Source organism: Rhizobium sp. RAF56 (assembly GCF_052113965.1).
Lineage (GTDB): Bacteria > Pseudomonadota > Alphaproteobacteria > Rhizobiales > Rhizobiaceae > Rhizobium.
In genome coordinates, this window is record NZ_JBFRDU010000035.1 from 30,970 (window position 1) to 50,488 (window position 19,519).

23 protein-coding genes are annotated in these 19,519 nt (G+C 61.9%); 10 read left to right on the plus strand and 13 right to left on the minus strand.

Translation table 11 applies throughout. From position 1 onward, the window contains the following. Positions 1 to 15: 15 nt before the first annotated feature. Together AB4048_RS23190 and AB4048_RS23195 are read right to left on the minus strand one after the other, a co-directional pair. Positions 16 to 1,278: a GNAT family N-acetyltransferase gene (locus AB4048_RS23190; RefSeq protein WP_442204349.1), complete on the minus strand. Its 1,263-nt coding sequence runs from the start codon at positions 1,276 to 1,278 to the stop codon at positions 16 to 18. Between the two features lie 120 nt (positions 1,279 to 1,398). Then, complete coding sequence (locus AB4048_RS23195; protein ID WP_442204350.1) at positions 1,399 to 1,608, minus strand: DUF2842 domain-containing protein; 210 nt, start codon at positions 1,606 to 1,608, stop codon at positions 1,399 to 1,401. Positions 1,609 to 1,712: 104 nt separating this feature from the next. Between AB4048_RS23195 and AB4048_RS23200 the strand changes: the two genes are divergently transcribed. Beyond that, on the plus strand, positions 1,713 to 2,816 hold the full coding sequence (locus tag AB4048_RS23200) for a COX15/CtaA family protein (protein WP_442204351.1): 1,104 nt from the start codon (positions 1,713 to 1,715) through the stop codon (positions 2,814 to 2,816). Between the two features lie 34 nt (positions 2,817 to 2,850). On the opposite strand, the gene AB4048_RS23205 is transcribed toward AB4048_RS23200, so the two are convergent. The 6 genes from AB4048_RS23205 to AB4048_RS23230 form a co-directional block, all read right to left on the minus strand. Further along, on the minus strand, positions 2,851 to 3,696 hold the full coding sequence (locus AB4048_RS23205; protein ID WP_442204352.1) for an aminoglycoside phosphotransferase family protein: 846 nt from the start codon (positions 3,694 to 3,696) through the stop codon (positions 2,851 to 2,853). An 18-nt stretch (positions 3,697 to 3,714) separates the two neighbouring features. Then, a complete protein-coding gene (gene argC, locus AB4048_RS23210; protein ID WP_442204353.1) occupies positions 3,715 to 4,647 on the minus strand; it encodes an N-acetyl-gamma-glutamyl-phosphate reductase in 933 nt (310 codons plus the stop codon). Positions 4,648 to 4,725: 78 nt separating this feature from the next. After that, positions 4,726 to 5,679 carry an agmatinase gene (speB, locus tag AB4048_RS23215; RefSeq protein ID WP_442204354.1) on the minus strand — a complete coding sequence of 318 codons (954 nt, stop codon included), beginning with the start codon at positions 5,677 to 5,679 and terminating at the stop codon, positions 4,726 to 4,728. Between the two features lie 93 nt (positions 5,680 to 5,772). Further along, positions 5,773 to 6,240, minus strand: a complete 468-nt coding sequence (rpsI, locus tag AB4048_RS23220) for a 30S ribosomal protein S9 (RefSeq protein WP_442204355.1) — start codon at positions 6,238 to 6,240, stop codon at positions 5,773 to 5,775. Positions 6,241 to 6,242: 2 nt separating this feature from the next. Continuing rightward, the gene (rplM, locus tag AB4048_RS23225) at positions 6,243 to 6,707 is read right to left on the minus strand and encodes a 50S ribosomal protein L13 (protein WP_442204356.1); all 465 of its coding nucleotides are present in this window, start codon (positions 6,705 to 6,707) and stop codon (positions 6,243 to 6,245) included. A gap of 224 nt (positions 6,708 to 6,931) precedes the next feature. Beyond that, positions 6,932 to 7,363 carry a PaaI family thioesterase gene (locus AB4048_RS23230; RefSeq protein ID WP_442204357.1) on the minus strand — a complete coding sequence of 144 codons (432 nt, stop codon included), beginning with the start codon at positions 7,361 to 7,363 and terminating at the stop codon, positions 6,932 to 6,934. 95 nt (positions 7,364 to 7,458) lie between these two features. On the opposite strand from AB4048_RS23230, the gene AB4048_RS23235 reads away from it, so the two are divergent. Then, positions 7,459 to 8,292, plus strand: coding sequence for an enoyl-CoA hydratase (locus tag AB4048_RS23235; RefSeq protein ID WP_442204371.1), 834 nt, complete (start codon positions 7,459 to 7,461; stop codon positions 8,290 to 8,292). Between the two features lie 7 nt (positions 8,293 to 8,299). Here the strand turns inward: AB4048_RS23235 and AB4048_RS23240 are convergent, their stop codons facing one another. Both AB4048_RS23240 and AB4048_RS23245 read right to left on the minus strand, forming a co-directional pair. Continuing rightward, positions 8,300 to 9,136, minus strand: a complete 837-nt coding sequence (locus tag AB4048_RS23240; RefSeq protein ID WP_442204358.1) for an EamA family transporter — start codon at positions 9,134 to 9,136, stop codon at positions 8,300 to 8,302. Positions 9,137 to 9,494: 358 nt separating this feature from the next. Then, a complete protein-coding gene (locus tag AB4048_RS23245) occupies positions 9,495 to 9,824 on the minus strand; it encodes a hypothetical protein (protein WP_442204359.1) in 330 nt (109 codons plus the stop codon). Positions 9,825 to 9,927: 103 nt separating this feature from the next. On the opposite strand from AB4048_RS23245, the gene AB4048_RS23250 reads away from it, so the two are divergent. The 7 genes from AB4048_RS23250 (at position 9,928) to pstB (ending at position 16,201) form a co-directional block, all read left to right on the plus strand. Next, entirely contained in the window at positions 9,928 to 10,356 is a 429-nt protein-coding gene (locus AB4048_RS23250) for a CoA-binding protein (protein WP_442204360.1), read from the plus strand. 110 nt (positions 10,357 to 10,466) lie between these two features. Then, positions 10,467 to 11,750, plus strand: coding sequence for an O-acetylhomoserine aminocarboxypropyltransferase (locus tag AB4048_RS23255; protein WP_442204361.1), 1,284 nt, complete (start codon positions 10,467 to 10,469; stop codon positions 11,748 to 11,750). Positions 11,751 to 11,843: 93 nt separating this feature from the next. Further along, on the plus strand, positions 11,844 to 12,188 hold the full coding sequence (locus tag AB4048_RS23260) for a cupin domain-containing protein (protein ID WP_442204362.1): 345 nt from the start codon (positions 11,844 to 11,846) through the stop codon (positions 12,186 to 12,188). Between the two features lie 214 nt (positions 12,189 to 12,402). Further along, positions 12,403 to 13,428: a phosphate ABC transporter substrate-binding protein PstS gene (gene pstS, locus AB4048_RS23265; protein WP_442204363.1), complete on the plus strand. Its 1,026-nt coding sequence runs from the start codon at positions 12,403 to 12,405 to the stop codon at positions 13,426 to 13,428. 73 nt (positions 13,429 to 13,501) lie between these two features. Further along, positions 13,502 to 14,473: a phosphate ABC transporter permease subunit PstC gene (pstC, locus tag AB4048_RS23270; RefSeq protein WP_442204364.1), complete on the plus strand. Its 972-nt coding sequence runs from the start codon at positions 13,502 to 13,504 to the stop codon at positions 14,471 to 14,473. A gap of 10 nt (positions 14,474 to 14,483) precedes the next feature. Beyond that, entirely contained in the window at positions 14,484 to 15,335 is an 852-nt protein-coding gene (gene pstA, locus AB4048_RS23275; protein WP_442204365.1) for a phosphate ABC transporter permease PstA, read from the plus strand. A 29-nt stretch (positions 15,336 to 15,364) separates the two neighbouring features. Continuing rightward, a complete protein-coding gene (gene pstB / locus AB4048_RS23280) occupies positions 15,365 to 16,201 on the plus strand; it encodes a phosphate ABC transporter ATP-binding protein PstB (protein WP_442204366.1) in 837 nt (278 codons plus the stop codon). A 78-nt stretch (positions 16,202 to 16,279) separates the two neighbouring features. On the opposite strand, the gene AB4048_RS23285 is transcribed toward pstB, so the two are convergent. Continuing rightward, the gene (locus AB4048_RS23285; protein WP_442204367.1) at positions 16,280 to 16,741 is read right to left on the minus strand and encodes a MarR family winged helix-turn-helix transcriptional regulator; all 462 of its coding nucleotides are present in this window, start codon (positions 16,739 to 16,741) and stop codon (positions 16,280 to 16,282) included. Positions 16,742 to 16,862: 121 nt separating this feature from the next. On the opposite strand from AB4048_RS23285, the gene AB4048_RS23290 reads away from it, so the two are divergent. Next, complete coding sequence (locus tag AB4048_RS23290) at positions 16,863 to 17,660, plus strand: SDR family NAD(P)-dependent oxidoreductase (protein WP_442204368.1); 798 nt, start codon at positions 16,863 to 16,865, stop codon at positions 17,658 to 17,660. Positions 17,661 to 17,679: 19 nt separating this feature from the next. On the opposite strand, the gene AB4048_RS23295 is transcribed toward AB4048_RS23290, so the two are convergent. Both AB4048_RS23295 and AB4048_RS23300 read right to left on the minus strand, forming a co-directional pair. Continuing rightward, on the minus strand, positions 17,680 to 18,924 hold the full coding sequence (locus AB4048_RS23295) for a cytochrome P450 (RefSeq protein ID WP_442204369.1): 1,245 nt from the start codon (positions 18,922 to 18,924) through the stop codon (positions 17,680 to 17,682). Positions 18,925 to 18,980: 56 nt separating this feature from the next. After that, on the minus strand, positions 18,981 to 19,388 hold the full coding sequence (locus tag AB4048_RS23300) for a GGDEF domain-containing protein (protein WP_442204370.1): 408 nt from the start codon (positions 19,386 to 19,388) through the stop codon (positions 18,981 to 18,983). Positions 19,389 to 19,519: the final 131 nt, after the last annotated feature.

Genomic DNA, 19,519 nt, shown 5'->3' on the forward strand with positions numbered 1-19,519 from the left:
AACGCGCACACTTCTCTAGTCGGTGTCGCCTTGTGTGGCAGCGCTTTTCTGGCCGCCAGCCGCCCGCAACCTCTGGAGCAATCGATATAGCCGCGGATTTGCCTTGAGTGCAGCCTTGGCGTAAGTCGCGCCGCGTGCGGCGGTTGCCGCTGCGCGGCCGATTGCCGAGATCGGTAGGATGACATCATGCTGGACTGTCTCGACGGGGCACCATGAGCGCTTGTAGCGTTGGTCGCCGATGCCGAGATCGAAGAGCCTTGCCCCCTGTTGCTCCGCCCGCTCGATCATCAGCCAGAACAGCAGTTCGCCGGGGCTCGCCTCGGGATATAGGCTCTCGTCGATCGACGCGAGTTGGCAGATGACGTGATCGCCCTTGCGGGAAAGGGCGGCGACCGCCGCGATGTCGCCTTCGTGCCGGCCCTTGAGCCGTAGGCCATGCAGTTCCAGGGCCTCGTACGGGTGGGTTTCGTTGCGACAATCGAGCAGGCGATGCAGAAAGTCGCGGATCTCCGCCGTCCGAAACACGTCCGGCAGGCCGGCGGCGCGGAAGCGTTCCGACTTTTGGCGGAAGAAGAGATCCAGCATCGCCCGCTGTTCCTCCGCGCTTGTGGGGATGACGTGCTCGTAGCCGCCAGCCTCCTCCAGCACGCGGGTTTGCTGGCGATATTTCTTGCGGCGCCGCTTCGCGTTGACTTGCGCAAGCGTCTCCTCCATCGAGCCGAGCAGCGGAAGCTGGAAGGCTCGATTGTGTGTCTCGACGGCAGGTAGGGCGGCAAGCGGCGAAGCTTGACCGCGCCAGGCGAAAGGCACGTTGCGCAGAACGAGAAGGTCGGCCTTGCCGCGCAGGGCGTCGGCCAGACGTGATTGAAGTGGCATGTCGCCGGCGGAAGCGGTGAATTCCCTCGAAAACAGCCCGGTATTGATATTACTGTGCGCCGCACCGATGAATTCGGCCCGCATCAGCATCGGCCGGCGGATGATTTCAATCGGCAGAATGAAGGCCGAGCGCGCGCAGAGCGTGCCGTGAAGAATTGCAAGCGGGCGTCCATGCGCCGCAACCCATGCCGCGCACCAGTCGTAGCTCTGGTGAAGCGACGCAAGGTCGTCGCGCTCAAGGGCGCGCCACTCTGTTTCCAGAGGCGCCATGGTGTCGAAACATTCAACCCGGAGATCATCGCTTGCGGCTGATGACAGAGAGCCGAGCGGCAAATGATGGCGCGCGCTCGCCTCCGCCCGGTCGGCGGCTGGCGTCAGGATATCTGATTGCTGCATGGACAAGCGCGCGGTCTCCGTCAAAAGCTTCGGACAAAACTTAAGAGAGGTATGTCGCGTCTTGGTTTACGGGCAGTCGTGTTTGCTGATTTCCGCTGATCACGGTTAGCTGCGCGTTAAGTCGCTTTAGCGTACGCGCGGACCCGCCATCCACTTGATGATCAGCATCGCCGGCACCACCCAGAGGAGACCGGTCAGGACGAAATAGGCAAGGTGCACCCACCACGGCGAGGTTGCGAGCGCATTGACCGCGATCGTCGTTGCCACCATCGAATACAGCACGACCAGGACGACGATCAGGATCATTCCGATGAATTTTCTGAGACGAACGGGCATGTCTGGTCCTTGCATAAACAGGCGCGACCGCATGCCGCAAAGCCTGGGGCCTTGTTTTGCACGGCACCATGGGGCAAATCAACAGCCGGAATGAGGGAGCGCCGATGACCGCTGCAAATTTCACCTTGGAAGACGCCGTCCGCAAGGACGTGGTTCGTCAGGACCGCAATCGGCGCGCCGTGCGTATCTGGTTGGGTTTCGTCTTGCTCACGCTCTTCTGTCTCGTGCTGGTCGGCGGCGCGACGCGGCTGACCAATTCGGGGCTGTCGATTACCGAGTGGAAGCCGATCCACGGCGTCATCCCGCCGCTTAGCGCGGCGGAGTGGCAGGAGGAATTCGAGCTCTATCAGCGCATTCCGCAATATACCGAACTCAACAAGGGCATTACCGTCGACGAGTTCAAGGCCATCTTCTGGTGGGAATGGGTGCACCGGCTGATCGCTCGCGGTATCGGCGTCGTCTTCGCGCTGCCGCTCCTGTTCTTCTGGGCGACTGGGCGCATCGAGCGGCGGCTACGCTGGCCGCTCGTCGGCATATTGGCGCTCGGCGGACTGCAGGGCGCGATCGGCTGGTGGATGGTTTCGTCCGGCCTTTCGCTGCGCACCGATGTCAGCCAGTACCGGCTTGCCACCCACCTCGTCACAGCTTGTCTGATCTTTGCGTCCTGCATGTGGATCATGCGGGCGCTGACGCCGCATTCGGGCGATCCACCACCGACGCGGCATGGCGCTTGGCTTGCCGGTGTCATTGCCGTGCTCGCGCTCTTCCAGATCTACCTCGGCGCGCTAGTGGCCGGCCTCGACGCCGGGCTCTCCTATAATACCTGGCCCTTGATGGACGGTGCGGTGGTGCCGGATGGGCTGCTCGTGCAGACACCGGCCTGGATCAATTTCTTCGAGAACCCGAAGGCGGTGCAGTTCGCGCATCGCCTCGGCGCATACGTGCTCTTCGCGGTCGTTCTTCTCAACATGATCGTATCCCTGAAGGCCGCCCCGCTGACGACGCATGCGCGCCGCTCGGTCGTGCTTTTCGTGCTGGTGCTGGTTCAGGCCTTTCTTGGCATCTCCACGCTCGTCATGCAGGTGCCGCTGCACCTGGCGCTGATGCATCAGGCCGGCGCGCTTATCGTCTTCGGCTTTGCGATCGCCAACTGGCGCGGTTTCTACAGCGAAATGCCGCGCCAGACCGCGATCGCTTCGCGCAATTGATCGTGAGCCGTCGCAGCGCGGCTCATGGCTATGTCTATTGCTGGGCGGCGAGGCGCTGGCGCACGAGCTTCGCGAAAGCTAGGCGCTCCGCGATATTCTCTTCCGCCGCCTTCGACGGCTCACCTTCCATCGACCAGCATATCGAAAGCCCGGCATGAGCGGCGGCGTAGCGCAGGATCTTGTCCGGCGAGCAGCCGAGCGCGCCCGAGAAGCGATTGGCGAGCCGCTCGATGCGCGCTGGATCCAGGATATCCTTGGCGCCGCCCAAGGGATTGCCGAATATGTTGGCGACATCGTAGGCCGCATCGCCGATCAGACCCTGCGGATCGATGGCAAGCCAGCCGCGCGGTCCGCCGGACACGATGTTGTCGTGATGGAGATCGCCATGCAACGGGCGGATGTCCGTCTGCGCAGCCAGAAGCTCGTCCGCCAGCGCCGCGGTCCAGCGGAGCATATCGCCCAACTCGGGCCTTTGCCGTCCGGCGCCGTCGAATAGGGCGCGGAAATGCTGCCGCAGCGGCACGAGCTCCGGTGGCGGAGGCGTCGGCGAGGGGGCGTGCAGTTCGGCAAGTACCGTGAGTACGATGTCGGTCGCCGCCGCGTCACCATATTGCTGGTGGTAGTCGCTAAGAGTGAGCGTCCCGGCATCCTCGATGAGGCAGGCGTCATCCGTGCGATCATGGAGTTCGGCAGCGCCATGGCCATCGCGCCAGTCGAGGTAGTCGATGCCCGGACGTTCATGGACGCCGTGCGGCTTCAGGATTTTCACAATGGCGGATGAAGCGCCTTGACGTTCGACGCGGTAGACGCGGCTGCTCGGGGTGTCGGCGATCAGCGCCTCGCTGGCGATATGCCAGCGCCGGCGCAGTCCTAAATCCATGCCGATTTCGGCCATCGCTCAGGCCGACAGCATCAGGTCCATGTTCTGGACGGCGGCTCCAGACGCACCCTTGCCGAGATTGTCGAGGAGGGCCACCAGATTGACCTGAGCGTCGCCGGGCGTTCCGAAGACGAAAAGCTTCATCGTGTCCTTGCCGGCGAGTTCCACGGCGTCGACGCGGGGGAGGGCACGGCTTTCGTCGAGCGGCACGACCTCGACGATCTCCTGTCCGGCGTAATGCGCAACGAGCGCCGCATGGACGCTTTCGAGCGTGGCGCCGGGCGTCAGATTGTCGAGATGCAGCGGCACCTGCACGATCATGCCCTGCGGGAATTTTCCGACCGAAGGCGCGAAGATGGGGGCGCGGTCCAACCGGCCGTGGACGGTCATCTCCGGCACATGCTTGTGGGCAAGCGGCAGGCCGTAGAGGAAATGCGGCGCCGTGATCGCATCCGGGTGTTCAGGGTTTTCCATCTGCGCGATCATCTGCTTGCCGCCGCCGGTATAGCCCGAAACCGCGTTGACGGTCACCGGATAGCCGTCCGGCAGAATGCCCGCGTCCCGCAGCGGCCGAATGAGCCCGATCGCGCCGGTCGGATAGCAGCCGGGATTGGCGACGAAGCGCGCATCGCGGATCTTGTCGCCCTGAGCGCGATCCATTTCGGCAAAGCCGTAGGCCCAGCCGGCATCGACGCGGAAGGCGGTCGAGGTGTCGATGACACGGACACTGTTGTTCCCCGAAAGCATCGCAACGGCATGCCTGGACGCATCGTCCGGCAGGCAGAGGATCGCGATGTCGGCGCTGTTCAGCATGTCTTCGCGCATCGCCGCGTTACGGCGTTCGGCTTCCGGAATGGACAGGATCTCGACATCTCGGCGATCGGCCAGGCGCGTGCGGATCTGCAGGCCCGTCGTTCCGTGTTCGCCATCGATGAAGATCTTCGGTTCCATGATTGTCTTCTCTTTCAGTGGGTTGGACATGCTTTCGGAATCATTCTGCCAGGCAGTTGATTCAAAATCATAACGGCGTCAGCGGCCGCCGGCTCGTCGCTCGGCATGAAGCCCGAGCATATACATCGCCACCGTTGCCCCGGCAATGGCGGTGATATCGGCGTGGTCGTAAGCCGGGGCCACTTCAACGACGTCCGCGCCGCGGATGTCGAGCTGGTGCAGCCGCTGCAACACGGAGAGTATCTTGGCGCTGGAAGGTCCGCCGGAGACCGGCGTGCCGGTGCCCGGGGCGTAGGCCGGATCGAGGCAATCGATATCGAAGGTGAGATAGGAAGCACCGCCCTTGGTGTGCGAAACGATGAGGGAGGCGATCTCCGCGGCCGTCATGTCTTCCACCTGATGACCGTAGACGACCGCGAGACCGCAGTCATCAGGGGCATGGGTGCGGATGCCGATCTGGATCGAGCAGTCCGGATCGATCAGCCCCTCGCGCACGGCGCGGGCGACGAAGGAGCCGTGATCGATCCTGCGTCCGTCGTCGAACCAGGTGTCCTGATGGGCGTCGAAATGCACGAGCGCGAGAGGACCATGCTTGGCGGCGTGGGCTTTGAGCAGCGGCCAGGTGACGAAATGATCGCCGCCGAGCGAAAGCAGGAAGGCGCCGCTGTCGAGAATGGCGCTGGCCTGCCGCTCGATTGCCGCCGGTGTCTCGGCGTGATTGCCATAATCAAGCAGGCAGTCGCCATAGTCGATCACCGCCATCTCGGCGAAGAGATCGCGACGGAAAGGATACTGCGGATCGTTGTCGAAGATCGCCGATGCGCGACGGATTGCCTGCGGCCCGAAGCGGGCGCCCGGCCGATTGGAGGTCGCGGCATCGAACGGGATACCCCAGACGACGGCGTCCGCGCCCTGAAGATCCTTGGTGAAGCGGCGGCGCATGAAGGAAAGCGCGCCGGCGAAGGTCGGGTCGGTGGCCGACGACGTCAGGTTCGTGGCGGTGAAGGCGTGATCGATGGTTTTATCGGCCATGGATGGGTCCTCGCGAAGGGCGTGGCTAAAAACTGCGCAAACAAAAAGGCCGGGCAAGAGCCCGGCCTTTTCGATCGTGTGTACCCGAAGCGATTAGCGCTTGGAGAACTGGAACGAACGGCGGGCCTTCGCCTTGCCGTACTTCTTGCGTTCGACGACGCGGCTGTCGCGGGTCAGGAAGCCACCCTTCTTCAGGACCGGGCGCAGGCCCGGCTCGAAGTAGGTGAGAGCCTTGGACAGGCCGTGACGAACGGCACCGGCCTGGCCGGAAAGACCGCCGCCGGCAACCGTTGCGATGATGTCGAACTGACCGTCACGAGCAGCAGCAACGATCGGCTGGCGCAGGATCATCTGCAGAACCGGACGGGCGAAGTATGCCGTGTAGTCCTTGCCGTTGACGATGATCTTGCCGGAGCCTGGCTTGAGCCAAACGCGGGCGACGGCGTCCTTGCGCTTGCCGGTCGCGTAGGAGCGGCCGAACTGATCGACCTTGCGGACGTGAACCGGAGCAGCCGGCTCGGAAACCGTGCCGAGTTCCTTCAGGGAGGAGAGGTCAGCCATTATCAGGCGCTCCTTACGTTCTTGCTATTCAGCTTGGCGACGTCGAGAGCGACGGGCTGCTGCGCTTCATGGGGATGGTTCGGGCCGGTGTAGACGCGCAGGTTCTTCATCTGGCGACGACCGAGCGGGCCGCGGGGAACCATGCGCTCAACAGCCTTCTCGAGAACGCGCTCCGGGAAGCGGCCTTCGATGATCTGACGAGCGGTGCGCTCCTTGATGCCGCCGGCATAACCGGTGTGCCAGTAGTAAACCTTGTCTTCGTACTTCTTGCCGGTGAAGACGACCTTGTCAGCGTTGATGACGATGACGTTGTCGCCGTCGTCGACGTGAGGCGTGAAGGTTGCCTTATGCTTGCCGCGCAGACGCATTGCGATGATAGAAGCGAGACGGCCAACGACGAGCCCTTCGGCGTCGATGATAACCCACTTCTTCTCCACCTCTGCAGGCTTCTGGGAGAAGGTTGCCATGGTGATTACTCTCTTTTGGGACCCTTGGCCCGAAGGCTAAAGGGCGTTTCTTGTTGCTTGGTTTGGCGGGCAAATTGCACGCCAAAAAGAAAGCAGCCGGCAAGGGCTGCATTTCTGGTCCGGCTTATAGTGCGGACGCGCCTTACGGTCAATACCGCCATTTCCGGCGCTTGGAAAAATAACAGAGTAAAATCAGCGACTTAGATATGTGGTATCTTCATACCTCATTTTTCTGGCGACGGAATCGAGTAGGTGGCGGTCGCGTGCGCCACCAATTCGTCCGGGTCGTCCTGAAAGATCGACATTTCGATGACGGCCAGCCGTTTGCCGAGCTTCAAGAGGCGCGCCGTGCAATGGAGCGGCTTGAGGACGGGGCGGCGCAGGAAATTCATCGTGAGATTGGTGGTAACCGCAAGCGCGACGGGGCCGATATGGGCAAGGACGACAGCGTAGGCGGCAACGTCCGCCAGGGCAAACAGCGTCGGACCCGAGATCGTACCGCCGGGCCGCAGATGCCGCTCCATCGGTCTAAGGCTCATGGTCAGCCGACCGTCCTCGACGGCTGTGATCGCGAAGACCTCGCCGTCCGTGTGAAGCTGCGGAAAATCCGCCCTCAGAAAGGCGTCGATTTCCTCTGCGGACATGACTGGTTTCATCGAGTGCACGCGGGTGGCCGCCCTTGTTTTTCTGGCTCTTGCTTTCCGGTTATGCGAAAACGGGAGAAGCTTCAATGCGGATGATGGGGAAGGCCATGGCGGAAGTCGTATCGTTCCGAAAAGATCAGGCGGGAAAGGCTGAGACGGTGCCGTTGAACGTCTCACGCAAGGATGCTGTCCTCAGGCTGACACTCAACAATCCGCCTGCCAATGTCCTGTCGATCTCGCTGATGCGGGCGCTGAGGGGAGCGCTCGACGCGGCCGAAGTCGACGACGACGTAAGGGTCATCGTGCTATCGGCGACGGGCAACGTGTTTTCCGCCGGCCACGACCTTAAGGAGATGACGCGGCATCGCGACGACGCCGATGCGGGGCGCGCCTTCTTCGAGGAAACCTTCGCGCTTTGCGCCGATCTGATGATGAAGATCACGCATCTGCCGAAACCGGTCATCGCGGAGATCGACGGCCTGGCGACCGCCGCCGGCTGCCAGCTGGTTGCGTCATGCGATCTCGCGATCTGCACCGACACGTCCACCTTCTGCACGCCGGGCGTCAACATCGGCCTCTTCTGCTCGACGCCGATGGTCGCTGTGTCGCGCGCCGCGCACCGCAAGCAGGCGATGGAAATGCTCTTGACCGGCGAGACGATCGACGCTTCCACCGCCAAGGACTTCGGTCTCGTCAATCGAATCGTGCCGAAACAGTATCTGACGCAGGTGGTCGACAAATATGCTGCTGTCATCGCCGCAAAGTCGCCGCTCGTGCTGAAAATGGGCAAGACGGCGTTCTACAATCAGATCGATATGCCGCTGGAGCAGGCCTATGACTACACGCGCGGCGTGATGGTCGAAAATATGATGACCGCGGACGCCGCCGAGGGCATCGGCGCTTTCCTCGACAAGCGGCATCCGATCTGGACGGGCGAGTAAGCTGGCCTCACGCCAGTTTCAGGACCAGAACGCCGGCGGCGATGATGGCGCCGGCGAGATAGCGCCAGATGCTCGATCGCTCCTTCAGCACCAACACAGAGATGGCGAGTGCAAAGAGGATGGAGGTCTCGCGCAGTGCGGCGACAGTCGCCACCGGCGCTTTCGTCATCGCCCAAAGCGCGATGCCGTAGGAGGCGATCGAACCGCCACCCCCCAAAATTCCGCGCCACCAGTTCAATTTCACATGGGCGAGCACCGCGACCGCACCGCGCCGGGAGATGGCCCATGTAAAGAGCAGGACCGGCGGCAGCAGCGACATCCAGAGCGTATAGGAAATAGCGTTTCCGGAACGCCGCGCGCCCACGCCGTCGACGAATGTATAGGCAGCGATCACCACCGCATTGGAAAGAGCAAGCACGATCGCCCGCCGCCCGCCTTTGCGCGCCTCGAAGGCGAGCGTCATGATGCCGGCGCAGATCGTCATGATGCCGGCAAGGCTGCCCGCACTTAGGGTCTCGCCGAGGATCAGCGCGCTCGTCGCCGCCACGATCATCGGCGCTACGCCGCGCATCAGCGGATAGACAAGGCCGATGTCGCCGGCGCGGTAGGCGGCGGCCACCAGCTGAAAATAGGCGAACTGCAGGATGGCCGAGGCGCCGATGAAGGGCCAGGCGGCGGGTAGGGGAAGCGGCAGCGCTGCCAGGAAGGGAAGGGCGACCGCCGCACCCCCTGCGGAGATGAGCGCCGCGTCCAACGACTTGTCCGTCCCGGCCTTGACGATTGCGTTCCAGGTGGCGTGAAGGAGCGCGCCAAAGAGGACGAGGACAATCACATCGAGCGGCACGAAAACCTCGGGCTGTTGAGAGCACGGCGATGCGCCGCTTGCGGAGAGAGTGCGATCTTTTGACCCGCGGTGAGACGGATTGCAATAAATATTCTGCACGGATGTGCGGGTGCCCATGCCCGCATCAACAAGAAGGCGCAGCAAGACCCGACCAAGTAAATAAATATCAGGAAAGCCTGATATTATCGGTACAAAAACGAAACAGAAGATAGACAAAAGGATATTTTGCCGGTGTTCCTTCCGCATTTGGAGTGAATGCGCGGAACTTATCGGCAAGGTTTATCCTGCCTGAAGCAAATTGCGGCTGCTGTTCTCGCCTATCTCTTGAGCGTCAAGCCAAAATCTCTCGCCTTTCGGCTCAATGACGGCGGCGGAAGATAAATCCATCGTCGAAATCCGTCGTCGGCCGGCAAATATAGACCGGGCAGCTCGGCGTATCCTTGGTCGGAATATAGGTGCGATCGGCATAGTAGCCGAAATCGCAGGAGCGGGCGTCTTGAACGAAGCGGTCGTAGAGCGTCATGCCCTTCGTGCGCGATGCCGGATAGCGCAGGATAACGGCGCGCTCGCGGTTGATGGTTGCCCGTGCGCCAGCGCAGGTCATGGTCATGGCGTTGTAGCGCGAAATCGCCAGCGCCGGCGTCGCGGTGGAGATGGCCAACAAGCTGATCAGAATGAAACTTTTCATGGCTGGTTCCTTCCACGGATCTCATATCTATATACGAACGACAGCCGTTCTGGTTTCAACCGGCCGGCCGAAAAAATGTTAGCGCCTGCAATCGGAGTATATCATGAACCATGACCGCTACGAGGATACCTACCTTGCCGACATTCTCCGTTCGGTGAAAACGATCGCCTTGGTAGGCGCCTCGCCCAACGCCGCGCGTGCGAGCTACGGCGTCATGCGCTTCCTGCTTGCACGTGACTATCACGTCATTCCGGTCAATCCAGGTCAGGCGGGAAAGGAAATTTTGGGTCAGGCCGTCTATGGCCGGCTCGCGGACATTTCCGTCCCGGTCGACATGGTCGACGTCTTCCGCGCGCCGGAATATCTGTCCTCGGTGATCGATGAGGCGGCAGCGCTTCAGCCACGGCCGAAGGTCGTCTGGAGCCAGCTCGGCGTGCGCGACGACGCCGCGGCGGCAAGAGCGGAGGCGGCCGGCATCCAGGTGGTCATGAACCGCTGCCCGGCCATCGAATATCCGCGCCTGCTCGGATAGGGGCGCGATTTGCCGTTGAACTCAATCTCCCGGTCGGCCGCCGCCAATCTCCGCAAAGGGGACGCGTTGCGCTGCGCCGGCAAATCAACCAGATCACACGGAGGATCATGATGCCAGCTAGCAATCCGGGCTTCGACACGCTCGCCATCCACGCGGGCGCCGCACCCGATCCGACTACCGGCGCGCGCGCCACGCCGATCTATCAGACGACCTCCTTTGTCTTCAACGATGCCGACCATGCCGCGGCTCTCTTCGGGCTGCAGCAGTTCGGCAATATCTACACCCGCATCATGAACCCCACGCAGGCGGTACTCGAGGAGAGGGTGGCCGCGCTCGAAGGCGGCACGGCGGGGCTCGCCGTCGCTTCCGGCCATGCGGCACAGCTGCTCACCTTCCACACGATCATGCGGCCGGGCGACAATTTCGTTGCCGCCACCCGGCTCTATGGCGGTTCCATCAACCAGTTCGCCAATTCCTTCGGCAATTTCGACTGGCACGTGCGCTGGGCCGATCCTCTTGATCCAGCCGCCTTCGACGCTCAGATCGACGGGCGTACGCGCGCCATCTTCATCGAGAGCCTTGCCAATCCGGGCGGCACCTTCGTCGATATCTCAGCCATTGCCGCGGTCGCCCGCAAGCACGGTCTGCCGCTGATCGTCGACAACACCATGGCGACCCCCTATCTCCTGCGCCCGCTCGAATACGGTGCGGATATCGTCGTGCATTCGCTGACGAAGTTCATGGGCGGCCACGGCAATTCCATGGGAGGTCTGATCGTCGACGGCGGTACCTTCGATTGGTCGGCGTCCGGCAACTATCCGGCGCTGTCGATGCCGCGGCCGGAATATAACGGCATAGTGCTGCACCAGGCTTTTGGAAACTTCGCCTTCGCCATCGCCTGCCGCGTGCTCGGCCTTCGCGATCTCGGGCCGGCGATTTCCCCCTTCAACGCCTTCATGCTCCTGACCGGCATCGAGACGCTGCCGTTGCGGATGCAACGCCATTGCGACAATGCGCTTGCGGTCGCAAGCTGGCTGAAGAAGAACGAAAAGGTGGCATGGGTAAACTACRCCGGCCTCGAGGACGATCCGAACCACGCCTTGCAGCAGCGTTATTCGCCGAAGGGAGCGGGCTCGGTCTTCACCTTCGGCATGAAGGGCGGCTACGAAGCGGGCAAGCGTCTCGTCGAGGGATTGCAGCTCTTCTCGCATCTCGCCAACATCGGCGACACGCGCTCGCTGGTCATCCACCCCGCATCGACGACGCACAAGCAACTGAGCGACGAGCAGAAGGTCGCCGCCGGCGCCGGTCCTGATGTCGTGCGGCTTTCGGTCGGGATCGAAGACGTCAAGGACATCATCGCCGACCTCGACCAGGCATTTGCGACCTTGTAGAGCAATTTAAGGAAGGTGCGACGGGGTAGGGCACTTGCCTGATTCGCAAGTGTCCTGGTCGACGCTCATAGAACGATCAGGGGAAGGGTGTTCATGGCGACTTACGTGCGATTGAGCGTCGAGGGGACAGAGGCGGAAGCGGGAGCGCCGGCTGCCGACCGGCTGCTGGCGGGAGCGCCGCAGTTCCGGAGCTGGAACCTCGACGAGGACGGAAACGGGCTTTATGCCGGCATATGGGAGGCGACGCCCGGCAAGTGGCGCATTGCCTATGACGAGTGGGAATATTTTCATATATTGTCGGGATATTCGGTCGTCAGCGAGGATGGAGGCGAGGTCTTTCACCTCAAGGCAGGCGACCGCATGATCCTCAGACCCGGCTTCAAGGGAACCTGGGAAGTGATTGAAACGACTCGCAAGGATTATGTTATCCGGCTCTAACATAGGCGTTGCCGGACGAAATCCCGCCGCGCGCGACGCGAGCGTCTGGGCGGCTGTCACCCGCCTTTCATCAAACTGTCATCAAACTGAAACATAGCGGCGATAGAGCGTCACTGTCGCTGGGAAAAGCGGGTATGGGCTTCGCGTGAGATCGCGGCGCTCAGCGCCCGATCCGGCTCGCCATCCATTCATCACTCTGGGAAGTGAGTCCATCATGTTTAATCACAAACTCCGTTCGCTTTGCCTGACCGCAGGTCTCGTCGCGTCCATGGCCGCGTCGGCAGTGGCTGCGGATATCACGGGCGCCGGCTCGAGCTTCATCGCGCCGGTTCTGTCCAAGTGGGCCGAAGGCTACAAGGCTGAGACGAACAACGTCGTCAACTACCAGTCGGTCGGTTCGGGCGCTGGTATCAAGCAGCTCCTCGACAAGACCATCATATTCGGCGCTTCGGACAAGCCGATGAGCGACGCCGACCTCGAGAAAAACGGCATTGCCCAGTTCCCGATGATCTCCGGCGGCATCGTCGTTACCTATAACATCGAAGGCGTGAAGCCGGGCGAACTCGTCGTCGATGGCAAGACGCTGTCCGACATCTTCCTCGGCACGATCGCCAAGTGGGATGATCCCGCCCTCAAGGCACTCAACCCCGACCTGAAGCTGCCTTCCACGCCGATCTCGGTCGTCTATCGCGCCGACAGCTCGGGCACGACCTTCAACTTCACCGACTATCTGTCGAAGGTTTCGCCGGAGTGGAAGGAAAAGGTTGGTTCGAACACGGCGGTTGAATGGCCGGTCGGCTTCGGCGCCAAGGGTTCCGAAGGCGTTTCCACCACCGTCAACCAGACGGCTGGTTCGATCTCTTACGTCGAATATTCCTACGTCGTTGCCAACAAGATCGGCTTCGCGAAGATGAAGAACGCTGCCGGCAAGGTTGTCGAGCCGAACCTCGACACCTTCAAGTCGGCTGCTTCCAACGCTGACTGGGCCAACGCCAAGAACTTCAACCTGATCATCACCAATCAGCCGGGCGACACGAGCTGGCCGATTGCAGCTTCGACCTGGGTCATGCTCTACAAGAAGCCGGCTGACGCTGCTGCCAACGAAGAAGCCCTGAAGTTCTTCAAGTGGTCCTACGCGAAGGGCCAGAAAGCCGCGACCGACCTGTCCTACCTTCCGGTCCCGGAGAGTGTTGCCAAGGTTGTCGAAGAGTCCTGGAAGACGCACTTCGGCACGATGTAATTTGTGCTGAGCGAGAAGTTGCGGCGGACAGGCTACGCGCCTGTCCGCCTTTCGACGGGACAAGGGGAAATCGATGGCCGACGCGACTTATACGGCTGACATTAAGGCACTGGATACCACCGCCAGCACCAGGAAATTCCGGATACAGGATCGGATTTTCTATTTTATGACGCTTGGCTCGGCTGTTCTCGTCGTGCTTCTGCTGCTGGCGATTCTGGCGGTTCTTGTCATCGATGCCTTGCCGACGTTTCAGGCCTTCGGCTTGTCGTTCCTCTGGGGAACGAAGTGGAGCGTTCCGGCCGACATTTATGGTGCCGTGCCCGCCGTGGTTGGTACCCTGGTGAGCTCGGTCATCGCCATGCTGATTGCCGTTCCGCTCGGCATCGGTATCGCCATCTTTCTCACGGAACTCTGCCCCGGCAGCCTGCGGCGCCCGATCAGCACGGCGATCGAGCTTCTGGCCGGTGTTCCCTCCATCATTTACGGCATCGTCGGTCTGTTCATTCTCGTGCCGCTGATGCAGACCTATATCCTGCCCTTCCTTATCATGACGGTCGGCCAGGCGCCTGTGATCGGCCCGCTGTTCCAGCCGCCGGCGCCGGGTGTCGGCCTGTTGACGGCCAGCCTCGTGCTGGCGGTGATGATCCTGCCGTTCATCACCGCGATCTCCCGCGACGTGTTCGGCACCGTGCCGCCGATGCTGCGTGAATCCGCCTACGGCTTGGGCATGACCACGTGGGAAGTGGCTCGTAACATCCTGATCCCCTACACACGTCGCGGTCTCGTCGGCGGTATCATGCTGGGCCTCGGCCGCGCGCTTGGGGAAACCATGGCCGTCACCTTCGTCGTGGGCTCGGTAAGCCGGCTGCAGGCGTCGATCATTTCGCCGGGTACCACCATTTCCGCCCAGATCGCGAACAACTTCGGCGATGCCGACGGTCTTCAGTTTTCGAGCTTGATGGCGCTCGGCCTGCTCCTGTTCGTCCTGTCCTTCGGCGTGCTCGCGCTGGCGAGGTGGATGATCGGCGGCGCGGACTCGCATTGAGGAAAAAACCATGGAAAATGCAATTCGTCAGGGCATAGTATCGCGGCGCTACGGGAAGAACCGGGTGATGATGGCTTTGTCCTTCATCGCAGCCATCCTCGGCATGTTCTTTCTCAGCGTAATCCTCATAACCCTGGTTCATCGCGGCGTAACGGCGCTCAGCCTCGACGTTTTCACCATGTCGATCCCGGCACAGGGCTCGCGAGGCGGTTTGCTCAACGCAATCTACGGCACCGTGCTGGTCACGGGCTGCGCCATTCTGATCGCCGCGCCGATCGGCATTCTCGCCGCCACCTATCTTGTGGAATATGCCAACGGCACCAAGCTGGCTGAGGCCGCCAAGTTCATCAACGACGTCCTGCTGTCAGCGCCGTCGATCATCATTGGCGTGTTCGTCTACGGCGCCGTGGTCGTGCCCATGCACGGCAACTCGGCGCTCGCCGGCATCCTCGCGCTGGCGCTGATCGCCCTCCCGGTCGTCAACCGCACGACGCAGGACATGCTGTTGCTGGTGCCGAATGCGCTTCGTGAGGCGACGGCGGCGCTGGGGGCGCCGCGCTGGAAGTCCATGACGATGGTGATCTACCGTTCCGCTTCGACGGGCATCCTCACCGGAATTCTGCTGGCCGTCGCCCGTATCAGCGGCGAAACCGCGCCGCTTCTTTTCACTGCCGGCTACAGCAAGTTCATGAATACGGGCCTGACTGGTCCGATCGCCACGCTGCCGGTTGCCATCAATACACTGGCGGCGGATGCGGGCGACGATCTTAAGCAACTGGCCTGGGCAGGCGCGCTTATCATCACCGTCGCCATCCTTGCCCTCAACATCCTTGCCCGTGTCTTGAGTGGGCGCGTCAAATGACGCAGCCGCCGAACGATAGGAACCAGACCATGAACATGAGCGACAGCAATTTCCAGAGCGTCAACGCACAGACAGGGAAAGGCGCCGTTTCTCCGTCGGATCTTGGCATGCTCGCGAAGCTTGAGGTGAAGAACCTCGATTTTACCTATCAGAATGGCCATCGCGTTCTGAAGGGTATCAATATGAACATCCGCAAGAATGCGGTCACCGCCTTCATCGGCCCTTCGGGTTGCGGCAAGTCCACGCTGCTGCGCACCTTCAACCGGATGTACGATCTTTATCCAGGCCAGACGGTTGCGGGCGAGATCCTGCTGGACGGTCGCAATATCCTGACCAAGGACATCGATCTGAACGATTTGCGCGCCAAGGTCGGTATGGTGTTCCAGAAGCCGACGCCGTTCCCGATGACGATTTACGAAAACGTCGCTTTCGGCATCCGGCTCTATGAGAAGATTTCCAAGGCGGAAATGGACGCCCGCGTCGAAGCCGCGCTGACGGTAACGGCGCTGTGGAGCGAAGTGAAGGACAAGCTGCACCAGAGCGGACTTGGCCTTTCCGGCGGTCAGCAGCAGCGCCTCTGCATTGCCCGCGCCATCGCGGTCAAGCCGTCCGTGCTGCTGCTCGATGAGCCGACCTCGGCCCTCGATCCGATCTCGACCGCCAAGGTCGAAGAACTGGTTTCGCAGTTGAAGGGCGAGTTCACGGTCGTCATCGTTACGCACAACATGCAGCAGGCGAGCCGTATCTCCGATAGCACCGCCTTCATGTACCTTGGCGATCTGATCGAATACGGCGCGACGGACCAGATCTTCCAGGCGCCGAAGAACAAGCGCACGGAAGACTACATCACCGGCCGCTACGGCTGAGGCGGCCAACCGTTTCGGGTTCATTTTTTCGGATGGCGCGCTCCAAAGGCGCGCCATTGTCTTTTATCTTCGACGCAATCATTTCCTGAACGCCTGGGCAAACTCCGGCGTTGCGATGACTGCCATGGCGCGGCGCAGAGCGGCGGACTGTTCCGCGCCGAAAGCGGCATCGAAGCGCGCTTGTGCTTGCTCCCAGAGCGAATGCGCTTCATCGCGCTTCCGCTGGCCTTGGCCGGTCAGCCGGACCCGTTTCACGCGGCGGTCCTTTGCGTCAGGAACAAGCTCCACGAGCCCGTCGCGGATGAGCGGCTTCAATGTGTGCCCAAGTGCCGAAAGGTCCATGACCATGGCTTCGGCGAGCGACTTGAGCGTGGGTGTTTCGCCGACCAGGATCTGGGTCAGTAACGAAAACTGGGTCGTACGCAGGCCGCTCGGGGCGAGGACGTCGTCGTAAAGCTGCCCGAGCTGGCGCGAAGCGCGGCGCACCGCGGCGCCGCTGCATTCGCTCCATGTGCCGGTTTCGTGTTTTTCTTGCTGCATCGTTACTCTTTCCAAACCGACCGGTCCCTCGCGGAATATAATGGCGGCGGCATCTTGAACACAGGATCGTCGATCTCAATATAGTGGCATATGCCAATAATATCTAGAAAGGATCGAAGGCATGTCGAAAGAAAATCTCGGAACAGCGGTCGTGACCGGCGCCTCCTCAGGCATCGGCGCCACCTATGCCGAACGCCTCGCCGGCCGCGGCTACAATCTTATTCTGGTGGCGCGCGACCTTGCCCGCCTCAATGAACTGGCAGAGCGGCTTAAGCGGCAGCATGGCGTCGCCGTCGAGGCGTTCAAGGCCGACCTGACGTCGACCGAGGACGTGCGCAAGCTGGAGCAGCGGATACGGGACGACCGCGCGGTCACGCTTCTCGTCAACAATGCCGGTATCGCTCCGCAGGGCGATCTTCTGACGCACGACCTCGACTATCTCGATCGCCTGATCGCGCTCAACGTCACCGCGGTAAACCGGTTGGCGATTGCCGCGGCGCAGACATTCGCCGAAAGAGGATGGGGAGATATCATCAACATTTCCTCCGTTACCGCCTTCATTCCGGAGCGTTTCAACGGCACCTACAGCGCCACCAAGGCCTTTGTCCTAAATCTTACGCAGGCGCTCAACGCCGAGCTCCAGGGCAAGGGCGTTCGCGTGCAGGCGGTTCTGCCGGGCTATACCCGCACGGAAATCTTCGAGCGTGCCGGCCGCTCGATCGACGCGCTCGATCCATCCACGGTCATGGAAGTCCATGACATGGTCGATGCGGCGCTCGCCGGCTTCGATCAGGGCGAACTCGTCACCATCCCATCGCTCCCCGATGCGAAGGATTGGGAAGGCCTCAACGCTGCGCGCGCGGTCCTTGGGCCCAACCTGTCAAGAGACAAACCTGCAGCGCGCTACGGCGTCCAGTAAGATCCCGGATGGGCTGGCATCACCACGCAAGGTCCAGCCTGTCCAACCCGTGGAAATGGTAGACGTCCTTGACCTGCGGGGGGAGCGCCAATCGCAGCCCCGGCAGGCGCTTGAAGAGCAGCGGCAGCGCGACATTCAGTTCCAGCCGCGCCAGGGGCGCGCCGATGCAAAAATGGATGCCGGCGCCGAAGGAAAGGTTCGGCGCCTCGTTGCGGTCGGGCTTGAAGGTCAGTGGATCGGAGAACTTCCTCGGATCGAGATTTGCCGCGGCAAGTATCATGGCGACCTTGTCGCCGCGCTTGAAGGAGACGCCGTCGATCTCCGCGTCTTCCAGCGCCCAACGGTCGAAGATGTGGACCGGCGCGCAGAGGCGCAACGTTTCCTCGACGGTCCGCGCGGTAGTCGCCTCGTCCTTGAACAATTCGTCGGCTGCGTAGCCGCTCTCGAGGATGACCCGCACGGAATTGCCGATCTGGTGCACCGTCGCTTCGTGGCCGGCGTTGAGGAGGACGATCGCCGTCGAAACGAGCTCGTCGTCGGTCAGATATTGGCCCTTGTGCTCTGTCGTGATCATATGCGTCAGAAGATCGTCGCACGGCTTGGCGCGCCGTTCGCGGATCACGGATTTCACGTAGTCGGCAAACTCCTTCGCCGCGAGATCGGCGGCATCCTCTTCCTCCCGGGTGCGGCCGAACATGTACATGCGCACATAGGCATGTGACCATTTCAGGAGTTGCGGCCCCATTTCCTCGGGAATGCCGATCATCCGGGCGATCATCGTCACCGGAATGATGTCCGCGAAGGCGGACAACAGCTCCACCTCGCCCTCATTTTCGAAGCGGTCGATCAACTCATTGGCGAGGACGGCGATCTCGGGCGTCAGCCGCTCGATCTGGCGCGAGACGAAGGCGCGGTTGACGAGCGTTCGCAGCCGCGTGTGCTCCGGCGGCTCCAGTTCCAGTAGCGAGTGCAGCTCGGCGCGATCGAAATTTTCGACGTGTGGCAGCGGAGCCGGATGGCCGAGTTCTTCGCGGGTTGCGATGTGCAGGATCTGGCGGCCGAACCGTCGGTCGCGCAGAAGCGCGTTGACATGATCGTAGCCGGTGAAGAACCACCGCTTCCGCTGCTCCCAGTAGAAGGTGGGGCACTCAGCCTGGAGCGCTGCGTAGGCGGCGTTCGGATCGCTGTAGAATGCGGGATTGTGCGAATCGAGCGACACGCGACGCGTCGCGGCGTCGATCGAGAGAAAGGAGGACATCGTCATGCGGCCACGATTACCGCAATATTTCGCTGGCGAAAAGGCCTGAGCCCGTCCCAGCTCTACCTTCGCGACAGTGCGCCGATGCGTCTCAGGGCATCGACCTGCTTGTCGACATCGGGCAGATGCTCGCCGTGGGACGGCTTGTCGTCGTTTGCCAAGGCTGCCGTCGAGTTCTCGTCGAAAACCACGGTGCGGTTGCGGCCGCTGCGTTTCGCCTGGTAGAGGGCCCGGTCGGCGGAAGAGAACAATCTGTCCCAATCGGCGGCATCGGCGGTCATGACGGCGACGCCGATGCTGACGCTGACGGGCACCGGCGCACTGCGTGTTTGGACAGGAAGCCTGCACATCTGCGCGCGGATGGTTTCGGCAAGGCTCTCCGCCTCCGTCTGATCGCCGACGGCGAGAAAGGCTGCGAATTCCTCTCCGCCGACGCGCCCGAAGGCAGCGGCGCACAGTACACGACTCAAGTTTGGCGGAAGCGTTTTGGGCAAGCGGTTGTCCATGCGAGTTCAGCGTTTTTGGGCTGATGGATGATATGGTTTCGCAGGGCATCGAAACCGATGCGGAACCAGGATTTCTCCCGTCTGCCATGGCTTTT

Bases quoted from the DNA above. Each gene is read 5' to 3' on its own strand.
- AB4048_RS23195 (WP_442204350.1), bottom strand. From the start codon at position 1,608: ATGCCCGTTCGTCTCAGAAAATTCATCGGAATGATCCTGATCGTCGTC.
- AB4048_RS23200 (WP_442204351.1), top strand. From the start codon at position 1,713: ATGACCGCTGCAAATTTCACCTTGGAAGACGCCGTCCGCAAGGACGTG.
- AB4048_RS23205 (WP_442204352.1), bottom strand. From the start codon at position 3,696: ATGGATTTAGGACTGCGCCGGCGCTGGCATATCGCCAGCGAGGCGCTG.
- argC (WP_442204353.1), bottom strand. From the start codon at position 4,647: ATGGAACCGAAGATCTTCATCGATGGCGAACACGGAACGACGGGCCTG.
- speB (WP_442204354.1), bottom strand. From the start codon at position 5,679: ATGGCCGATAAAACCATCGATCACGCCTTCACCGCCACGAACCTGACG.
- rpsI (WP_442204355.1), bottom strand. From the start codon at position 6,240: ATGGCTGACCTCTCCTCCCTGAAGGAACTCGGCACGGTTTCCGAGCCG.
- rplM (WP_442204356.1), bottom strand. From the start codon at position 6,707: ATGGCAACCTTCTCCCAGAAGCCTGCAGAGGTGGAGAAGAAGTGGGTT.
- AB4048_RS23230 (WP_442204357.1), bottom strand. From the start codon at position 7,363: ATGAAACCAGTCATGTCCGCAGAGGAAATCGACGCCTTTCTGAGGGCG.
- AB4048_RS23235 (WP_442204371.1), top strand. From the start codon at position 7,459: ATGGCGGAAGTCGTATCGTTCCGAAAAGATCAGGCGGGAAAGGCTGAG.
- AB4048_RS23245 (WP_442204359.1), bottom strand. From the start codon at position 9,824: ATGAAAAGTTTCATTCTGATCAGCTTGTTGGCCATCTCCACCGCGACG.
- AB4048_RS23250 (WP_442204360.1), top strand. From the start codon at position 9,928: ATGAACCATGACCGCTACGAGGATACCTACCTTGCCGACATTCTCCGT.
- AB4048_RS23260 (WP_442204362.1), top strand. From the start codon at position 11,844: ATGGCGACTTACGTGCGATTGAGCGTCGAGGGGACAGAGGCGGAAGCG.
- pstS (WP_442204363.1), top strand. From the start codon at position 12,403: ATGTTTAATCACAAACTCCGTTCGCTTTGCCTGACCGCAGGTCTCGTC.
- pstC (WP_442204364.1), top strand. From the start codon at position 13,502: ATGGCCGACGCGACTTATACGGCTGACATTAAGGCACTGGATACCACC.
- pstA (WP_442204365.1), top strand. From the start codon at position 14,484: ATGGAAAATGCAATTCGTCAGGGCATAGTATCGCGGCGCTACGGGAAG.
- pstB (WP_442204366.1), top strand. From the start codon at position 15,365: ATGAACATGAGCGACAGCAATTTCCAGAGCGTCAACGCACAGACAGGG.
- AB4048_RS23285 (WP_442204367.1), bottom strand. From the start codon at position 16,741: ATGCAGCAAGAAAAACACGAAACCGGCACATGGAGCGAATGCAGCGGC.
- AB4048_RS23290 (WP_442204368.1), top strand. From the start codon at position 16,863: ATGTCGAAAGAAAATCTCGGAACAGCGGTCGTGACCGGCGCCTCCTCA.
- AB4048_RS23295 (WP_442204369.1), bottom strand. From the start codon at position 18,924: ATGACGATGTCCTCCTTTCTCTCGATCGACGCCGCGACGCGTCGCGTG.